At 48.0% G+C, this 15,722-nt stretch carries 18 protein-coding genes and 1 riboswitch; of the genes, 6 read left to right on the top strand and 12 right to left on the bottom strand.

What is annotated here, in order from left to right; genetic code table 11:
* The 7 genes from NSQ39_RS22420 to NSQ39_RS22390 form a co-directional block, all read right to left on the bottom strand.
* Window positions 1-1,011: a thiazole biosynthesis adenylyltransferase ThiF gene (locus tag NSQ39_RS22420; RefSeq protein ID WP_175076140.1), complete on the bottom strand. Its 1,011-nt coding sequence runs from the start codon at window positions 1,009-1,011 to the stop codon at window positions 1-3.
* Window positions 1,008-1,775 (bottom strand): thiazole synthase, encoded by a 768-nt coding sequence (locus tag NSQ39_RS22415; protein WP_006636858.1) that lies wholly within the window; start codon window positions 1,773-1,775, stop codon window positions 1,008-1,010. Before NSQ39_RS22415 ends, NSQ39_RS22420 begins: the two co-directional genes overlap by 4 nt.
* Window positions 1,776-1,778: 3 nt before the next feature.
* A complete protein-coding gene (gene thiS, locus NSQ39_RS22410; RefSeq protein ID WP_046131193.1) occupies window positions 1,779-1,982 on the bottom strand; it encodes a sulfur carrier protein ThiS in 204 nt (67 codons plus the stop codon).
* Window positions 1,979-3,091 (bottom strand): glycine oxidase ThiO, encoded by a 1,113-nt coding sequence (thiO, locus tag NSQ39_RS22405; RefSeq protein ID WP_175076141.1) that lies wholly within the window; start codon window positions 3,089-3,091, stop codon window positions 1,979-1,981. The genes thiS and thiO overlap by 4 nt, the downstream gene beginning before the upstream one ends.
* Window positions 3,075-3,692: a thiazole tautomerase TenI gene (tenI, locus tag NSQ39_RS22400; protein ID WP_175076142.1), complete on the bottom strand. Its 618-nt coding sequence runs from the start codon at window positions 3,690-3,692 to the stop codon at window positions 3,075-3,077. The genes thiO and tenI overlap by 17 nt, the downstream gene beginning before the upstream one ends.
* A complete protein-coding gene (gene tenA, locus NSQ39_RS22395) occupies window positions 3,670-4,368 on the bottom strand; it encodes a thiaminase II (RefSeq protein WP_175076143.1) in 699 nt (232 codons plus the stop codon). Before tenA ends, tenI begins: the two co-directional genes overlap by 23 nt.
* Window positions 4,369-4,457: 89 nt before the next feature.
* Window positions 4,458-4,566, bottom strand: a riboswitch (TPP riboswitch).
* Window positions 4,567-4,622: 56 nt separating this feature from the next.
* Entirely contained in the window at window positions 4,623-6,464 is a 1,842-nt protein-coding gene (locus NSQ39_RS22390; protein WP_175076144.1) for a monovalent cation:proton antiporter family protein, read from the bottom strand.
* A gap of 298 nt (window positions 6,465-6,762) precedes the next feature.
* Between NSQ39_RS22390 and prpE the strand changes: the two genes are divergently transcribed.
* Window positions 6,763-7,503: a bis(5'-nucleosyl)-tetraphosphatase PrpE gene (gene prpE / locus NSQ39_RS22385; protein WP_175076145.1), complete on the top strand. Its 741-nt coding sequence runs from the start codon at window positions 6,763-6,765 to the stop codon at window positions 7,501-7,503.
* A gap of 16 nt (window positions 7,504-7,519) precedes the next feature.
* Here prpE and NSQ39_RS22380 read toward each other — a convergent pair whose 3' ends face one another.
* From NSQ39_RS22380 to NSQ39_RS22365, 4 genes are read right to left on the bottom strand one after another with little or no spacing between them, the layout of a single operon-like run.
* Window positions 7,520-8,362 carry an RluA family pseudouridine synthase gene (locus NSQ39_RS22380; protein ID WP_202049305.1) on the bottom strand — a complete coding sequence of 281 codons (843 nt, stop codon included), beginning with the start codon at window positions 8,360-8,362 and terminating at the stop codon, window positions 7,520-7,522.
* Window positions 8,363-8,422: 60 nt separating this feature from the next.
* Complete coding sequence (locus NSQ39_RS22375) at window positions 8,423-9,223, bottom strand: NAD kinase (RefSeq protein ID WP_175076147.1); 801 nt, start codon at window positions 9,221-9,223, stop codon at window positions 8,423-8,425.
* Window positions 9,224-9,240: 17 nt separating this feature from the next.
* The gene (locus NSQ39_RS22370) at window positions 9,241-9,876 is read right to left on the bottom strand and encodes a GTP pyrophosphokinase (protein WP_175076148.1); all 636 of its coding nucleotides are present in this window, start codon (window positions 9,874-9,876) and stop codon (window positions 9,241-9,243) included.
* Window positions 9,877-9,907: 31 nt separating this feature from the next.
* Window positions 9,908-10,273, bottom strand: a complete 366-nt coding sequence (locus NSQ39_RS22365) for a UPF0738 family protein (protein ID WP_175076149.1) — start codon at window positions 10,271-10,273, stop codon at window positions 9,908-9,910.
* A gap of 129 nt (window positions 10,274-10,402) precedes the next feature.
* Between NSQ39_RS22365 and NSQ39_RS22360 the strand changes: the two genes are divergently transcribed.
* The 5 genes from NSQ39_RS22360 to NSQ39_RS22340 all read left to right on the top strand — a co-directional run bounded on the left by NSQ39_RS22360 (window position 10,403) and on the right by NSQ39_RS22340 (window position 13,800).
* Window positions 10,403-10,975, top strand: coding sequence for a CYTH domain-containing protein (locus NSQ39_RS22360; RefSeq protein WP_175076194.1), 573 nt, complete (start codon window positions 10,403-10,405; stop codon window positions 10,973-10,975).
* A 12-nt stretch (window positions 10,976-10,987) separates the two neighbouring features.
* On the top strand, window positions 10,988-11,653 hold the full coding sequence (locus NSQ39_RS22355; RefSeq protein ID WP_175076150.1) for a lytic transglycosylase domain-containing protein: 666 nt from the start codon (window positions 10,988-10,990) through the stop codon (window positions 11,651-11,653).
* Window positions 11,654-11,936: 283 nt separating this feature from the next.
* Window positions 11,937-12,335 (top strand): globin domain-containing protein, encoded by a 399-nt coding sequence (locus NSQ39_RS22350; RefSeq protein WP_046131205.1) that lies wholly within the window; start codon window positions 11,937-11,939, stop codon window positions 12,333-12,335.
* 56 nt (window positions 12,336-12,391) lie between these two features.
* Window positions 12,392-13,225, top strand: a complete 834-nt coding sequence (locus tag NSQ39_RS22345; protein WP_373688028.1) for a ClpXP adapter SpxH family protein — start codon at window positions 12,392-12,394, stop codon at window positions 13,223-13,225.
* Window positions 13,226-13,632: 407 nt separating this feature from the next.
* On the top strand, window positions 13,633-13,800 hold the full coding sequence (locus tag NSQ39_RS22340) for a hypothetical protein (RefSeq protein ID WP_175076152.1): 168 nt from the start codon (window positions 13,633-13,635) through the stop codon (window positions 13,798-13,800).
* 51 nt (window positions 13,801-13,851) lie between these two features.
* Here NSQ39_RS22340 and pepF read toward each other — a convergent pair whose 3' ends face one another.
* Window positions 13,852-15,669, bottom strand: coding sequence for an oligoendopeptidase F (pepF, locus tag NSQ39_RS22335; RefSeq protein ID WP_335496332.1), 1,818 nt, complete (start codon window positions 15,667-15,669; stop codon window positions 13,852-13,854).
* Window positions 15,670-15,722: the final 53 nt, after the last annotated feature.

The raw sequence follows: 15,722 nt of genomic DNA, 5'->3' as shown, positions 1-15,722 counted from the left end.
TCAGCCAATCCATCTGTGGTATATCGTTTTTGCCCGTTTTACGTCATTTGTCCCATGAATGAAAGCCCGGCCGTCCCGAAAAATGACAAATCTGAAGTCTTCGGATTTGCATGACACCAAGTGCGGATTCCCTGTCACATCCAAGCCCGCTTCTTTAAAGCGGACGGCCAGCTCCTCAAGTTTTGGCGGCTGTTTGCCAGCAGGTCTGATTTGGACCGTTTGCCGCCCGCAAAGAACGGCCGCCTTTGTTTCGTTTTCCGGTGAAAGAAACGGAAATTCACGGGTGCCGCACGTCGGGCATGCTTGATCTTTAAGAGCGTCCGCGCGAACCTCGGACCTTTCATTTGTCCATATATCAAATGAGCGGAGCGTTCCAGAGGTTTCATGCCCCGTCAGCAGCTTAAGGGCATCTGTCACTTGATAAGCGGCGACCTGCTGAACGACCGGGCTGATGACGCCGGATGTGTCGCATGTCATCGTGTTCGCCGGCAGGTGTCCCAAAAGACAATGAAGACACGGCGTCTTATCAGGAATGACTGTATAGGTAATCCCGTAGCTTGCTACACACGCCCCATACAGAAAAGGGATTCCCGATTTGACGGCCGCATCGTTTACAACGAGCCGGGTCTCAAAGTTATCTGTGGCATCAATGATCAAGGATGCGCCTTCTGCAAGGCTGAGCGCTTTTTCCGCCGTGACATCGGTGACGATGCCGTTAACCCGGACAGAGCCGTTGATCAGGCGGAGCCTGTTTTCGGCAGCCGCCGCCTTCGGCATCTTGTCTTTCGCATCTTGTTCCGTGTATAGCTGCTGACGCTGGAGATTGCTCCATTCGACATAATCCCTGTCAACGATCGTAAGCGAACCGACTCCCGCTCTTACAAGCATTTCAGCGCTCGCCGATCCGAGAGCCCCGGCTCCGATGATCAGCACATGCGCGCTCTCTATCTTTTTCTGACCGCCTGGACCGATCGGCGAAAACAGCTCCTGTCTCGAATATCTGCCGTTCAAGTCGTCAGCATCCCTTCTTCAGGGCTGGAAGCGATGCCATAGTCTTTTTCAGGAATTCTTCCCGCGAGATATCCGAGCCTTCCTGATTCGACGGCAAGTTTCATGGCGAGCGCCATTTTGACCGGATCCTTTGCACCGGCTACAGCCGTGTTCAGCAAAACGCCGTCAGCCCCCAGCTCCATTGCGTATGCCGCGTCTTTGGGAGAACCGATTCCGGCGTCGACGATCACCGGAACTTCAGCCTGTTCGATGATAAATGAAAGATTGAGAGGATTGATAATCCCCTGTCCTGAGCCGATCGGCGAGGCGCCCGGCATAATCGCATGCACACCGAGCTCTTGAAGTTTTTTCGCCAGCACGACGTCATCCGATGTATACGGAAGGACGATAAAGCCTTCCTCAAGCAGGGCTTCGGATGCTTTTAATGTTTCAACAGGATCAGGCAGAAGCGAGCGGTCGCAGCCGATCACTTCGACTTTAATCATGTCGCAAAGGCCGGACGCTTTGGCAAGCTTTGCGATCCGCACCGCTTCCTCCGCCGTTTTTGCCCCTGCTGTATTCGGCAAAAGCGTATACCGGCTCAGATCAAGCTGTTCGAGAAAATTGGGCTGCGATTCTTCAAAAATATTCATCCGTCTGACGGCAAAGGTCAGAATCTCCGACTCTGATACGCGCACGGCCTCTTTTTGAATCTCAAATGACGGATACTTCCCGGTTCCGAGCAATAGTCTTGATGAAAACTGCTGATCAGCGATTTTTAACATGTTTTATCCCCCTCCGACAAAATGAACGATTTCGATAACATCGTTTTCTTCAAGTTTCACTTCTTGATAATTCTCTTTTCCGATAATCTCTCTGTTTCTTTCAACGATGACAACACGGTTTTCCAGCTGATAGGATGCAAGCAGGTCATAAATCGTTCCTCCGTCATTCTTCCAGTCTATCTTTCGTCCGTTTAGCTGAATCATCATTTGTGAACAGCCTCCTTCCGGTCAACCTTAAACGCTTCTTCCCAGGCGGGCTCGACCGGCCGGCTGAGAACCATATCTGTGATCATCTCCCCCGTCGCCGGCGCGAGAAGGATGCCGTTTCTGAAATGGCCGGCCGCAAACAAGATGCTGTCGTTTTCAGGATGTCTGCCGATATACGGATTGCCGTCCTCTGTTTCCGGTCTTAATCCGGCCCAGCATCTGTCGATTTTCAACCCGCCGATTCTCGGAAGCATCGTTTTCGCCTTTTTTATGACGGCTTCGATGCCGTCCAAATCAGGCTGCTCATTCCAGTCTCCGGCTTTCATCGTCGCGCCGATGACAAGCTTTCCGCTGTGGCGCGGAACAATATAGCAATGATCGTGATACAGCGTTCTCGTTAAAGGAATGCTGTCATTCCACACGGACAGACACTCCCCTTTCACCGGATAAAATCGCTTGTTTAAACCGAGCTGTTGAAAGAAAACGCCGCTCCAGACACCGCTCGCGATCACGGCATGATCCGCTTCTAGGGCGCCTGAAGCCGTCTGAATCCGGACGCCGCCTCCTGCCGCCGCTTCTATTGAGAAAACAGGCTCATACTCAAAGATGTCTGCGCCGAACAGTTTTGCTCCTTTGGCAAAAGCTCTGCAAACAGAGATCGGTTCGACATGAACGTCATCCCGGATAAAATTCGCACCGAGTATCCCCTTTGCTGCATGCGGCTCTTTTTCATACACCTCTTGAGGCGTCAGCCATTCGGCAGAATCGAGCGCGGCCATTTCCATAAGGCGCGCCCGGTCGCTTTCGGTAAATGCGAGTTTTAAAATACCGCCGTCATGCCGCCTGATATCAATGCCGCTTACGCTTTTTAGTTCAGCGGTCAGCCGCTTATATGCAGTCTGGCTTGCCCTCGCAAATTCGAAAAATGTTCCCGGTTTATCGCATTCGGCATGAGCGCCGAGCATACCGGCGGCCGCACGGGTCGCTTTCTTCCCGATCCCGCCGCTTTCAAAAACCGCCGTTTGTTTTCCCGCTTTTGCGAGATGATAGGCAATCGAGACACCGATGATGCCTCCGCCGATCACGATCGTTTCATAGCGCTTTTTCATACAGATCTCCTTTCACCAGGCGCAGAAGCCGTTTGCAAGCTTCGGCAGACCTGTCTTCAGAAAAAATCCCCGACATCACCGCGATGCCGTCAGGGGCGGCCAGCTTTACCTCAGGCAGCCGCTTTTCGGTAATCCCTCCGATGGCAATAACGGGAATATCGACGGCCTGTTTCACCTTCCACAGGCTTTCCGTCCCCCTTCCTGTCAGCCCTTTTTTGCTGTCTGTTTCAAAAATGTGGCCGAACAGCACGTAATCCGCTCCTTCTTTTGCAGCTTGAACCGCTTCTTCAGCGGAGTGGACAGACTTTCCGATTTTCAAATGCGGAAAACGGCGTCTTACACATTTGACGGAAAAGCCGTGGGAAGGCAGCTGAACACGGTGTATATTGTGGAACAAGGCGACATCCACCCTGTCGTTGATGATGAGCTTCCGCTTATCGACGCCGGCTGCCAGCAGGCGTTCGATTAATTCTGAAATCTCGCATACCGTTTTTGACCTCTCCCTGATATGGATAAAATCCGCTGCATCCTTGATCGATACGATTTTGGCGGCCAGCTCGTCAACGGAGTGCCGGTCATCAGTGATCGCGTGAAGCTTCAAGCTGTTCACCCCGCTCCTCGGACCAGCTTTCCTTCTTGTGCGCCATATTCCAAAATTGATATTCGTAGAAGCTGGAAATGATGAAGTTTTCTTTCATATTCGCTCTGACTTCAGCAGCGCTTTTTTCGGCCAGCTCGTCAAAACGGTCGACCTGTTCGGTCACGAGTTCTTTAAACCAGTCTCCTCCATATGTCGCAATCCATTCCTGATAAATGCCGTTCTCAGGCTTGCACGCTTTCAGCGTTTCCCCGACCTCGTAGTAAAGCCAATAACAAGGGAGCAAAGCGGCAAGAATTTCTGCAAAATTGCCGCTCATAACGGACCGGTACATGTGGGACGTATAGGCATACGCGGTCGGTGACGGCTTGAACGCTCTTTTTTCTTCCTCGGTAATGCCGAGCAGCTCGGAAAACTTCCGGTGCAGAGCCAGCTCTGCTTCATACGTTCCCTTTGCATGCTCAGCCATCCGGCTCGTTGTGTATAAATCTGCCGCATATGCCGCGGCAAAGGACTGAACCTTGGCAAAATGGCTCAAATAATAGGAGTCCTGAAGCACATAATATGTAAAGCAGTCAATCGGCAAAGATCCGTCACCGATTCCTTTAATAAACGGGTGCACAAAACTGCCCTCCCACCATTCTGCGGCGCTCTTCCGGCACTCTTCCGAAAACTTCATCTAAGTAGCCCTCCTTTAATGTTAGAAAATGAAAAAACCACTTTCCCCGCAGGAAAAGTGGTTTGGAATTTGCATATCACCATACATAGTCAAATACCTTGCCACTTCCCTACGCAGGTCTGAACCTGTTCAGGTTATGAGGGTCTAAAAGTCACACTTTTATCTCAGCCCTTATGAAGGACTCCCCTAGTGGAAAACATTTCATTCATTCAGTTATATTTTTATCTTAACACGAAATTTAAAATGGTCAAGCATCAGTCTTCCAGCGTTTTTTTCAATTCGGCGATATATTCGCGCGAGCCGGTGGCGATCAGCCTGTCGCCCAGTTGCAGCCTTGTATCGCCGTGAGGCACAAGGCTGTCGACGCCTCTGAAAATCCTCACAAAGATAACGTCCCCCATAAACGGAAATTCCCTTAACAGCACGCCGTCATAGCGCTCGTTGCTCATGTTGATTTCGTATAATGATGCATCCTGATTCGTCAACAGCTTCATGACGCCCGGAGCCTCAATCAGCGCGCGAAGCAGCGTTTTCGTCGACAGCAGGACGGAAATCGTATCGACGCCGTTTTCTTTCAATTTGGCTTCCGCTTGCGGCGAATCTGCGCTTGCGATAATCCTATCGACTTGTTTATCTTTTGCAAATAGGGCAATTCCGGTATTCCGCTCTTCATTCCCGGTCGCTACGACAAGAATATCTGTCTCAAAAACGCCGAATGATTCGAGTGTCCCGAATTCATAATCTGGCAGCACTTCCACGTCAAAAACCGGCTCTGACAGGTTTTCTTCTTTCTTTTCCTGATGCACATGCAGAACCCTGACTCGGTATTCCTCAGAAGGCAGCTCAAGCGTAACGGGCAGTGTCATTTGATTGGCGCCGATACAGGTGATCGTTTTTTGTTCCGTTTCGCTCTGTGCTTTCGGCATTAGCTTTTTGAAACCCGTCGGCGTAATAATGCACGTGATGACAGCGACAAGAATGAGCACGCCGGACATTTTCGCGTCGATGACGCCGATCCGTTCTCCGATTGTTGTGGCGGCAATGACGAGCGACAATGTCGACGTCAATAAAAGCCCTGAAGCCAGCACCGTTTTCATACCATACCACTTTTTCAGCATCAGCGCAGGAACGGCCTTGCTGATTAAAAGCGCCACAAACAGCAGCGGGATCATCATTAAAATTTTCGGGTCTTCAAACAAGGACCATATATCAAGCTTGACTCCCGTCATCACAAAAAAGATCGGAATCAAAAATCCATAGCCGAAAGAATCAAGCTGCTGGACCAGCTCTTTATTCGGAGAAAGCAGCGACACGAGAACCCCGGCTAAAAATGCGCCGAGTATGTTTTCCGCGCCGAGCGATTCCGAAAGCGCGACAAGCACGATGATCAGGGTAAAAATCGCCCTTGTGCCGATTTGAATCGTTCCTTTTGACATCACTTCAATATAAGAGCGGTTTTTAAACACCCTTCCGAAGAGATAAAGGACGACGCCTGCGGCAAACAGGATGATCAACAGCCACATATTGCTGCTTTCGTCTCCATAAATCGAGGCGAAGACAGCGAGCAGAATCATCGTCACAAGGTCGGCGATCACCGCCACAAGCAAAATAATCTGTCCGATGTTCGTTTTCATCAGGCGCTCTTCTTTCAGCGTCGGAACAACCACCCCGAGTGAAATCGTCGAAATGATCAGCGTCATTAAGAAGGCGTTGTCGATAAACCCGGCCAGGACAAAGCTGTAAGAAAGCCCGAGCGACAAAATGAAAATCGCGATAAATATAATGGCAGCCGTTTTAAACGTGTTTGGCGCAGTTTTTCCGTGTGGGAGCAGCTGCTTTTTCTTCCCTCTTTCAAACGCGGAAAAATCGATCTCCAGTCCGCTCAAAAACATTAAAAAGATAAACCCGAGCATCGATAGCGTCTCAAGCCACGCATCATGCACTTCAACAAGATTAAAACCGCTTTTCCCGATAACAAGCCCCATGATGATTTCCGCCACAACGACAGGTATGACAAGCCTTAAGCGGTTCAGCAGGATGGGGGTTAAAAATGCGACAATGACGACGACTAAAGATGAAACAGATGTATGCTCCATAGATGTTACCTCCTAAAAACCGGTTTCCTTAGTATATAGTGTCCCCTTCCACAGTCAAAAAGGACCATAATTACAATTCAACGAAAGAAAAGGCAGATGTTTCTCCTTTTCTCCCAAGTGTAAAAGTCGATTTTAACAATGCTCGCCGAGAAATAAAAGTGATATGCCTGATTTTCTCCGCAGGAAATGTTTGAAGGTGAAAATAGAACATAAACAAGGTATGATATCCAATAAACAAAGCCGGTGAAGGTTATCATAAATATAATTGCTGTTAGTTAACGTTTAGGAGATGAAAGACATGAAATACGATGTGATCGGAGATATTCACGGATGTTATGATGAAATGACCGCATTGCTTGAAAAGCTCGGCTATTCTCTCGATACAGGGCTGCCCGTCCACCCCGAAAAGAGAACCCCCGTCTTTCTCGGAGACTTGACAGACCGGGGGCCGAAATCTCTCGCGGTCGTTGAATTTGTGGCGAATGCCGTTGAAAAAGGCGCAGCACGCTACGTCCCGGGCAATCATTGCAACAAGCTCTACCGCTTTTTTAAAGGAAACCCGGTCAAGCTCATGCACGGCCTTGAAACGACAGCCGCCGAGTACAGACAGCTCCCTAAGCAAACACAAGACCATATCAGAGAGCTGTTTATGCGCCTGTATGAACGTGCCCCGCTTTATGAGATCCTGCATAACGGCGAGCTCGTCGTCGCCCATGCCGGGATAAAAGCCGAATATATCGGAAAGAAGCCCGTTGGCAAGGTAAAGCAATTTGTTTTGTATGGGGATATTACGGGGGAGACGCTTCCTGACGGAAGACCTGTCAGGCGGGACTGGGCCGCGCATTATAAAGGCGAGGCATGGGTCGTGTACGGCCACACTCCTGTCAGGGCTCCGCGGATGGTTCATCATACGATTAACATCGATACGGGATGCGTATTCGGCAATCGGCTGACCGCCTTCAGGTTTCCGGAACTCACAACAGAATCTGTCCCTTCCTCAATGCCTTTCGATGAAACGAGATTTCGAACAGAGCCATAAAAAAAGAGAGCTGTTTTCAGCTCTCCAATAACTTCCGGATATCAAGCGGAAGCGGCGCGTAAAACGCCAGCTCCTCCCTTGTCAGCGGATGAATAAACGTCAGCCTCTCGCTGTGAAGCGCCTGCCGATTGATGAGATCGCGCGTGCCCCCGTAAAGCGTGTCACCGCACAGCGGGTGTCCGATATGGCTCATGTGAACGCGGATTTGATGGGTTCTTCCCGTTTCAAGGCTCAGCGAAACGTCTGTTATCTGCCCGATTCGCATGTTCACTTTAAAGTGGGTGACCGCTGTTTGGCCATCTGGGACAACAGCCCGCTCAATAATGCTTGTCGCTTTTCTGCCGATCGGGGCGTCGACCGTTCCGCAGTCTTCCCTGATTTCGCCGTGAACAACGGCGCGGTACTGCCGTTTGACACGCCCCTCTTTTTGCAAATGTGATAAAAGGGAATGTGCAAAACGATGCTTGGCGACGAGCATGACCCCTGATGTGTCACGATCTAGCCTGCTCACAAGATGAACGGTCGCTTCACAGCCCGTCTGCTGATAATAATTAATAAGCCCGTTCGCAAGGCTTCCTGTCGGATGTTCCCGCGAAGGAATCGACGACAGGTAAGGCTGTTTATTAAGCACGAGGACATGGTCGTCTTCAAACAAGATGTCAAGCGGGATCGCTTCCGGCCGCAGAGATTCGCTAACCTTCTCCGGCGGGAACAAAATTGCGAGCTCGTCCCCTTCCTGAAGGATATACCTGACCGTGACATGCTCCCCATTAATGAGAAGGTCCCCGCCGCCGAATTTGATATCTGCAAGCATCCTCTTTGAAATGCCCATACGCTGCACATACTCTTTCAACAGCATACCGTCTTCTTTTGCTGTTATCGTTTGTCTCAAAGAAAAATCGCTCACGGCCAAACCTTCCTATTCTCCCTTTCCGATAAAGGATTCCTGCACCCTTTTCCAAAACGGAAACGGACGGAACCTCGCAAACCTGACATTCTCGCTTGCGACGCGGCATTGAATCGATTTGACGTCTTTATGCAGCAATGTTAAGTGATCAACCGCAACCTGGAAGGTCACATCGTTAAGGGGTTTGATTACGCACGTATGATGCTCAGGCAAAATGAGCGGCGAGCCGACCGTCCGAAACACGCGATTGTTGATAGACGCCATTTCAGCTAGCTGGACCGCCCTGATCGACGGGTGGATGATAGCCCCGCCGAGGGCCTTGTTGTACGCCGTGCTGCCTGAAGGCGTCGACAGGCAGAGCCCGTCGCCGCGAAACGTTTCAAACAGCTCCCCTTTTATCTCGACGTCTGTGACGAGCGTACCTTCGATGCTTTTAATCGTGCATTCATTCAGCGCCAGGTACCTTGCTTCCTTTCCGCCGTTATTGTAGCGGACGATCACTTCCAGGATCGGATATTCAACAATCTGAAACGGCGTTTTCGCAATCGCGATCACCAGTTTTTCAATCTCATCCGGAACCCAGTCTGCATAAAAGCCGAGGTGGCCGGTATGAACCCCGACAAATGCCGTTTTATCGAGACGGCTGCTGTACTTGTGAAACGCGTATAAAAGCGTTCCGTCCCCTCCGACGGAAATGACGATATCGGGCTCTTCTTCGTCGCACTCAAGGCCGAAGTCGAGCAGGTACGTTTGAATTCTGCTTTTCAATGTATCAGAGACCGGATTTCCTTTTGACGATACCGCAAATTTCATCTTTTTTCTCCTTTCCCCTAGCCGTCATCCTCGTCCTTTTTCTTTCGCGAGAAAGCCGCCTGGGCTTCCTGGATTTCACCCCTGATCTCAGACATCTCCTCATCGAGCCTTGAAGCTGCCTCAGATGCCCTTTGGAGCCTTAATTTCACTTTTTCCGGGATGTTGCCGCTGTATTTATAATTTAAAGAATGCTCAATCGTAGCCCAAAAATTCATGGCCAGCGTTCTGATTTGAATTTCAACCAAAATCTGCTTTTCCCCGTTTATCGTCTGCAGAGGATATAAAATCACGAGATGGTAGGAACGGTAGCCGCTCTCTTTATGTTCCGCAATATAATCGCGCGTATCCACGACCGTGAAATCCTTTCTCGCCAGAAGCATCTGCTTGACGATGTGGATATCCTCAAAGAATTGACACATAATCCTGAGTCCCGCAATATCCTGCATGCTTTCGATATCATCGAGCGGAATGTTTTTCCGTTTCGCCTTTTCCAAAATACTCGGAACAGGCTTCACCCTTCCCGTCACAAACTCTATGGGCGAATGCTCTTCTTCGTATTCGTAAAGCGCCCTGATCCCTTTCAGCTTTACTTTAAGCTCTTCAACAGCCTGCCTGTACGGCGCTAAAAAACGCTCCCATTGTTTTTCATCCATAAACCTTCCCCCAATTTCATCGCCTTTTTTTCTAGAGGAATGCCCGCTTCACTCTCTCTTCCATTTCTTCGCCATAATTTGCATTATCTTTAATATTATCGATCAGATACTGAAGCTCTGTATGAAACCCCTCAAGCTCCAGCTCTTCCTTTCCGATATTCAAAAACACGGGAATATGTCGATCAAGGGCCGATTTCATGTCGGGCCATATGCTTTCATTTAAAATGGCGTATTGAAAAGAATCGCCTTGTTCCAGTATGTATACAAATGCAAAATGATCAGAGTCCGCAAGCATGCGTCCGGCCGGTTTCCGCTTCTCTTCATCCTTGACTCCGCTGGTCAATACGAGCCGGTCATCCAAGAGATTTGCTTCTGTTATCTCAATTCTGTTCTGCATAATGTTCTCCTTTGCGATAAAAGTACAGATTTATTTTATCATATCAAGTTCAATATTGATAAACGTTCACGCCCAAGAGATAATAAGAAAAATGATTTTTTAGCGGCTGAGAGGATGAAAAACGAAAAGATGAGCCAGGAACTTGAAATAGAATTTAAAAACATGCTGACAAAAGAAGAATTCGAGCAATTAAAATCATATTATCAATTCACACAGGATCAATTTGTCGCACAGCACAATCATTATTATGATACAGCGGCTTTTTCGCTGAAGGAAAAGGGAGCCGCTTTAAGAATCCGCGAAAAGCAAGGCCGGCACGTGTTAACGCTGAAAGAGCCGGCGCCTGTTGGATTGACGGAAACCCACCAGACGCTGCCATCAAAACCGGACTTTGAGCATTTTCACATTCCGAAAGGACATGTATGGGACCGCCTCCAAGACCTCGGCATCGAACCGGGAGATCTGGAATATTTCGGGACGCTTGCGACAGACCGCGCAGAAAAAAAACTGCCTGAGGGCTTAATTGTTTTAGATCACAGCCGATACTTACAAGTAGAGGACTACGAAATTGAATTCGAAGTCGCAGACTATGAACAGGGAAAGCTTGATTTCGCAAAACTTTTGAAAACATTCGGCATCCCGACACGCGATACGAAAAACAAAATCGTCCGTTTTTATGAGCAAAAAGTGAAAAATAATTAAGGTGGGAACATAATGAACATCAACAATTTGACCGCCCTTTTGGAACTTCAGGCATTACGGTCGTTTTATCAAGCGTCTGACAGCGGTTCAGAAGATACAGGCTTTGATTTCGGTTCGATATTAAACCAATACTTAACGAATGCCGGAACTTTGCAGACAGGGACGGGAACGGTTCCGGCCGTACAGACGGAATCGATTCCTGCAGCTCAAATCGGGACTTCCCGGGCTTTGCCGTCGGACAATACCGGAAGCGAACCTTCGCCATCAGCAAGCACAAGTTCGGTGTCTTTCGGCGGACAAGGCAAAAATATCGATGACATCATCAAAAAAGCCGCTGAAAAATACGGCGTAGATGAAAAGCTGATTCACTCGGTCATTAAACAGGAATCCGGCTATCAGCAGAAGGCCGTCAGTCCGGCCGGCGCTATGGGATTGATGCAGCTGATGCCTTCAACCGCAAAATCGCTCGGGGTTACAAACGCCTTGGATCCCGTACAAAATGTTGAAGCCGGAACAAAATATTTAAAGCAAATGCTTGACCGCTACAGCGGAAACGTTTCTCTCGCACTGGCGGCGTACAACGCCGGTCCCGGAAGCGTCCAAAAGTACGGCGGCATTCCTCCATTCAAAGAAACGCAAAATTATGTAAAAAACATCACTGCAAATTACTACGCATAAGCCGGAAAGGATTCCTTTCCGGTTTTTTATATCTTCTTAAAACTTTCAAATTTATCCTCCCTGTTTAAAAAATACACATTTAACAAGCGGATATGATATGATATTTGGTACAAAAACTATGGTTCCCTCATGCATCCTGAGTCGGTTTGTTTGTAGAATGGGCTGAGGGTTGCTAAAATAAGTATATACAATCGTGAAATAATAAATGATGCACAACATAAATATTTTTTTGCAATAGGAACCGTCTTTTTTCCTATTAGCCATATTAAAAGGAGTAGTCAACATGGGACAATCGTTTAACGCACCTTATGAAGCGATTGGAGAAGAACTTCTATCGCAACTTGTTGATACTTTTTATGAGCGCGTGAGACGGCATCCGCTGTTACACCCCATATTTCCGGACGATTTAACGGAAACGGCGAGAAAACAAAAACAATTTTTAACGCAATATTTGGGCGGTCCGCCGCTTTATACGGAAGAGCACGGACATCCGATGCTGAGAGCCCGGCACCTTCCGTTTCCAATCACTCCGGAACGGGCGGATGCCTGGCTGTCGTGTATGAAAGAGGCAATGGATCATGTCGGTTTGCAGGGCGATATCAGGGACTTTCTTTTCGAGAGATTGACGTTGACAGCCAGGCATATGGTAAACCAGCCTAAAATGGAGGATGGTTCGCATTGACACTTAATCAACGTGACCAATTTTTCTCCCATTGCCATGGACATCCGCAAAAGCCGATGGAAATCTATATGTTTGTCGATCCTTTATCCCCGGAGTGCTGGGCTCTGGAGCCTGCTATCAAAAAATTAAAAATCCGCTACGGACGTTTTTTTACATTGCGCATCATCGCAGTTTGCAGCATTACGGCGTTAAATGTTCAGAAACGCAAAAAGCACCTTCTCGCAGAAGCATGGGAAAAGATCGCAAGCAAGTCGGGCATGTCCTGTGACGGAACCCTCTGGCTTGAAAACCCCCTTTCCGCCCCATATCTGGCGTCATTGGCGCTGAAAGCGGCGGAGCTTCAGGGAAGAAAAGCCGGATTGCAGTTTTTAAGAAGCATGCAGGAGCGCCTATTCCTCAGCAAACAGGATATTACCGATGAAGAGGTGCTGTTCAATATCGCCGAAAGCACGCAGCTCGATGCAGAGGAATTTAAAAAAGATCTTCATTCCCAAAGCGCGGTGAAAGCCTTGCAATGCGATATGAAAATCGCCGCTGAAATGGAAGTCACATCGGTTCCGACGCTCACCTTTTTCAACAGCCTTCGCGAAGGGGAAGGCTTGAAAGTAACCGGACATTATTCATATGACATTTACGAAGAAGTACTTTTTGAAATGCTTGGAGATGAGCCGAAGCCGTCACAAACCCCGCCGCTTGAATTATTTGTCGAATACTTTCAATTTGTCGCCGACAAAGAAATCGCCGTGGTTTACGATTGGACGCTCGAACAAGTGGAACGCGAAATGAAAAAACTCGCCTTCGCCGGAAAGGTCAAAAGGGTTGAGGCAAAGCACGGCATGTTTTGGCGTTTTGTAAACGGAGACGCCGGGGCCGGGCCGATCTGTAAATAATAAAAACAGCACGGGCTTGCCCGTGTTTATTTTATGGCCAAAACGCAAACATACGTTCTTTCAAAAGGCAGTAAGAAACCGCGCCGGGATAAGCGCGGTTTCTATTATGTCTTAACGACAACAAAGGGGATGGGAGAAATTTTTCACGGTCAAACAAAGGGGTAAATGTTTGTTTGTGATCAATTTCACATCTTTATAATATCAAATCATGTCGACTTTTGACAACTGATTTTATTACTTTTCACATTTTTGTCACAAAACATAAAAAGTAGATGTCCATCATATGATGAAAACGGGACCGTCCATATGTGAAAAATGGCGTCAGAATGCGGGTTTTCGCGATGTTTCGAACTGCTTTTTGCGTTTTTCTGTTTCTCAAAAATTTATCAGTCTATAGGAGGGTTTTTATGCTTCATATCGTGATAGGTGTAATATTGACTTTTATTTTTTTCTTATTGAATATTTTAGGCTTGATGCAGATGCTCCCTCTCTACATTACGTCTCCGCTGCTGTTTATATCGATCCTATACACGATCAGCCGCTTCAATCACCGCAAAACGTTTAAAGGGTTTTAGACGCCTTTTGGAAAAAGGCCGCCGGTTTTGGCGGCAGCCTTAATGTATTCGTTATTTCAACAGAAGCTCTTCCATTTCATTCAGCTGCTCTTCAAACTTCTTGCATGCAGCTTCAATCGGTTCTGAGGATGTCATGTCGACGCCCGCTTTTTTCAGTACTTCAATCGGATAATCGGAGCTTCCGGCTTTTAAAAATTCGATATAGCGGTCAACAGCCGGCTTCCCTTCTTTTAAAATCTGCTGGCTCAGAGCCTGTGCGGCACTGTAGCCTGTCGCATATTGATATACGTAATAATTGTAGTAGAAATGAGGAATCCTTGCCCATTCAAGACCGATTTCTTTATCGATTTCAATGTTTTCTCCGAAGTACTTTTTGTTCAAATCGTAATAGATGCTTGTCAGCAGCTCAGGAGTCAGCGGCTCGCCTTCCTGGGCTTTGACATGAATCGCATGTTCGAATTCGGCGAACATCGTCTGTCTGAAAACCGTTCCTTTAAAGCCTTCAAGCATATGGTTTAAAATATATAGCCGCTGCTTTTCGTCGTCGACTGTGTTCAGCAGGTAGTCCCCTAAAAGGGCTTCATTTGTCGTTGATGCGACTTCAGCGACGAAAATGCTGTAGTTCCCGTACGGATACGGCTGATGCTTCCTTGTGTAATAACTGTGGACGGAATGGCCGAATTCATGGACAAGCGTAAACAGGTTGTTGACGTTGTCCTGCCAGTTCATCAAAATGTACGGATTTGTTCCGTATGTTCCTGATGAGTAAGCTCCGCTCCGTTTTCCTTTGTTTTCGTAAACATCGACCCAGCGGTTGTTCAAGCCTTCCTTCAGGATGGACGAGTATTCCTCCCCTAAAGGAGCGAGCCCTTTCAGCATGTAATCTTTCGCTTGGTCATACGTCACTTTCATGCCGGCATCTTTCACAAGCGGCGTGTACAGGTCATACATGTGAACTTCATCCAGTTCGAGCGCTTTTTTTCTGAGCTCCACATAGCGGTGAAGAAGCGGCAAGTATTTATTAATCGTTTCGACGAGATTATCATAGACCTCTTCCGGAATGCTGTTGCGAGACAGCGCGGCTTCTCTCGCCGATTTATAGTGCTTTACTTTCGCATAAAAATTGTCTTTTTTGACAGCGCCGCTGAGGGTCGATGCAAGCGTGTTTTTAAAACGGCCGTACGTATCATATACCGCCTTGAAAGCTTCGCGGCGGACGTCGCGGTTCTCGCTTTCCAAAAAGGTAATGTAGTTCCCGTGAGTCAGCTGACGCTTTTCTCCGTTTTCATCGGTAATTTCCGGAAATTCCATATCGGCGTTATTGAGCATGCCGAATGTTGTGGACGGTGATGACAGAACATCCGATGCCTCGGCAAGCAGTCCTTCTTCCTCTTCGCTCAGCACATGAGGCCGTTCTTTGTTGATTTCTTCAAGCGCGTGCGAGTAGAGCTTCAGTTCCTCTTTTTCCAAAAGGAACTGCTGGAGCTTATCCTCCTGTATCGATAAAATTTCCGGCACAATGTAGGCTGTCGCACTGGCAGCCTGTGTATAAAGGTTGGACGCTTTGTCATTTAACCCTTGATAAAATGAATTGCCCGTGTCCTGATCATAGCGCATATGGGCGTAAGTATACAGCTTGCCGAGCCTTTCCATGACCTTATCCTGATATGTCAATGCTTCATATAGATCGTCGGCGGAATGACCGAGCTTTCCCTTGAATTCGGAAAGCTTAGGCAGCAGCTCTTTAACTGCTTGAAATTCCTCGTTCCAAGCTTCATCAGATGGAAAGATATCCTCAAGTCTCCACGTGTCTTCTTGCTTCACCTCATCTCTTGCAGGCAGTTTTTTCGTTTGATTTTCTTCAGCCACTGTAAATCCCCTCGCTTTCTTTGCTTCAAGTCCATTGGTGTACAATAAACTTG

This window comes from Bacillus sp. FSL W8-0848, from assembly GCF_038007805.1.
Classification (GTDB): Bacteria; Bacillota; Bacilli; order Bacillales; family Bacillaceae; genus Bacillus; species Bacillus glycinifermentans.
This window is presented reverse-complemented; position numbering and strand designations above follow the sequence as displayed.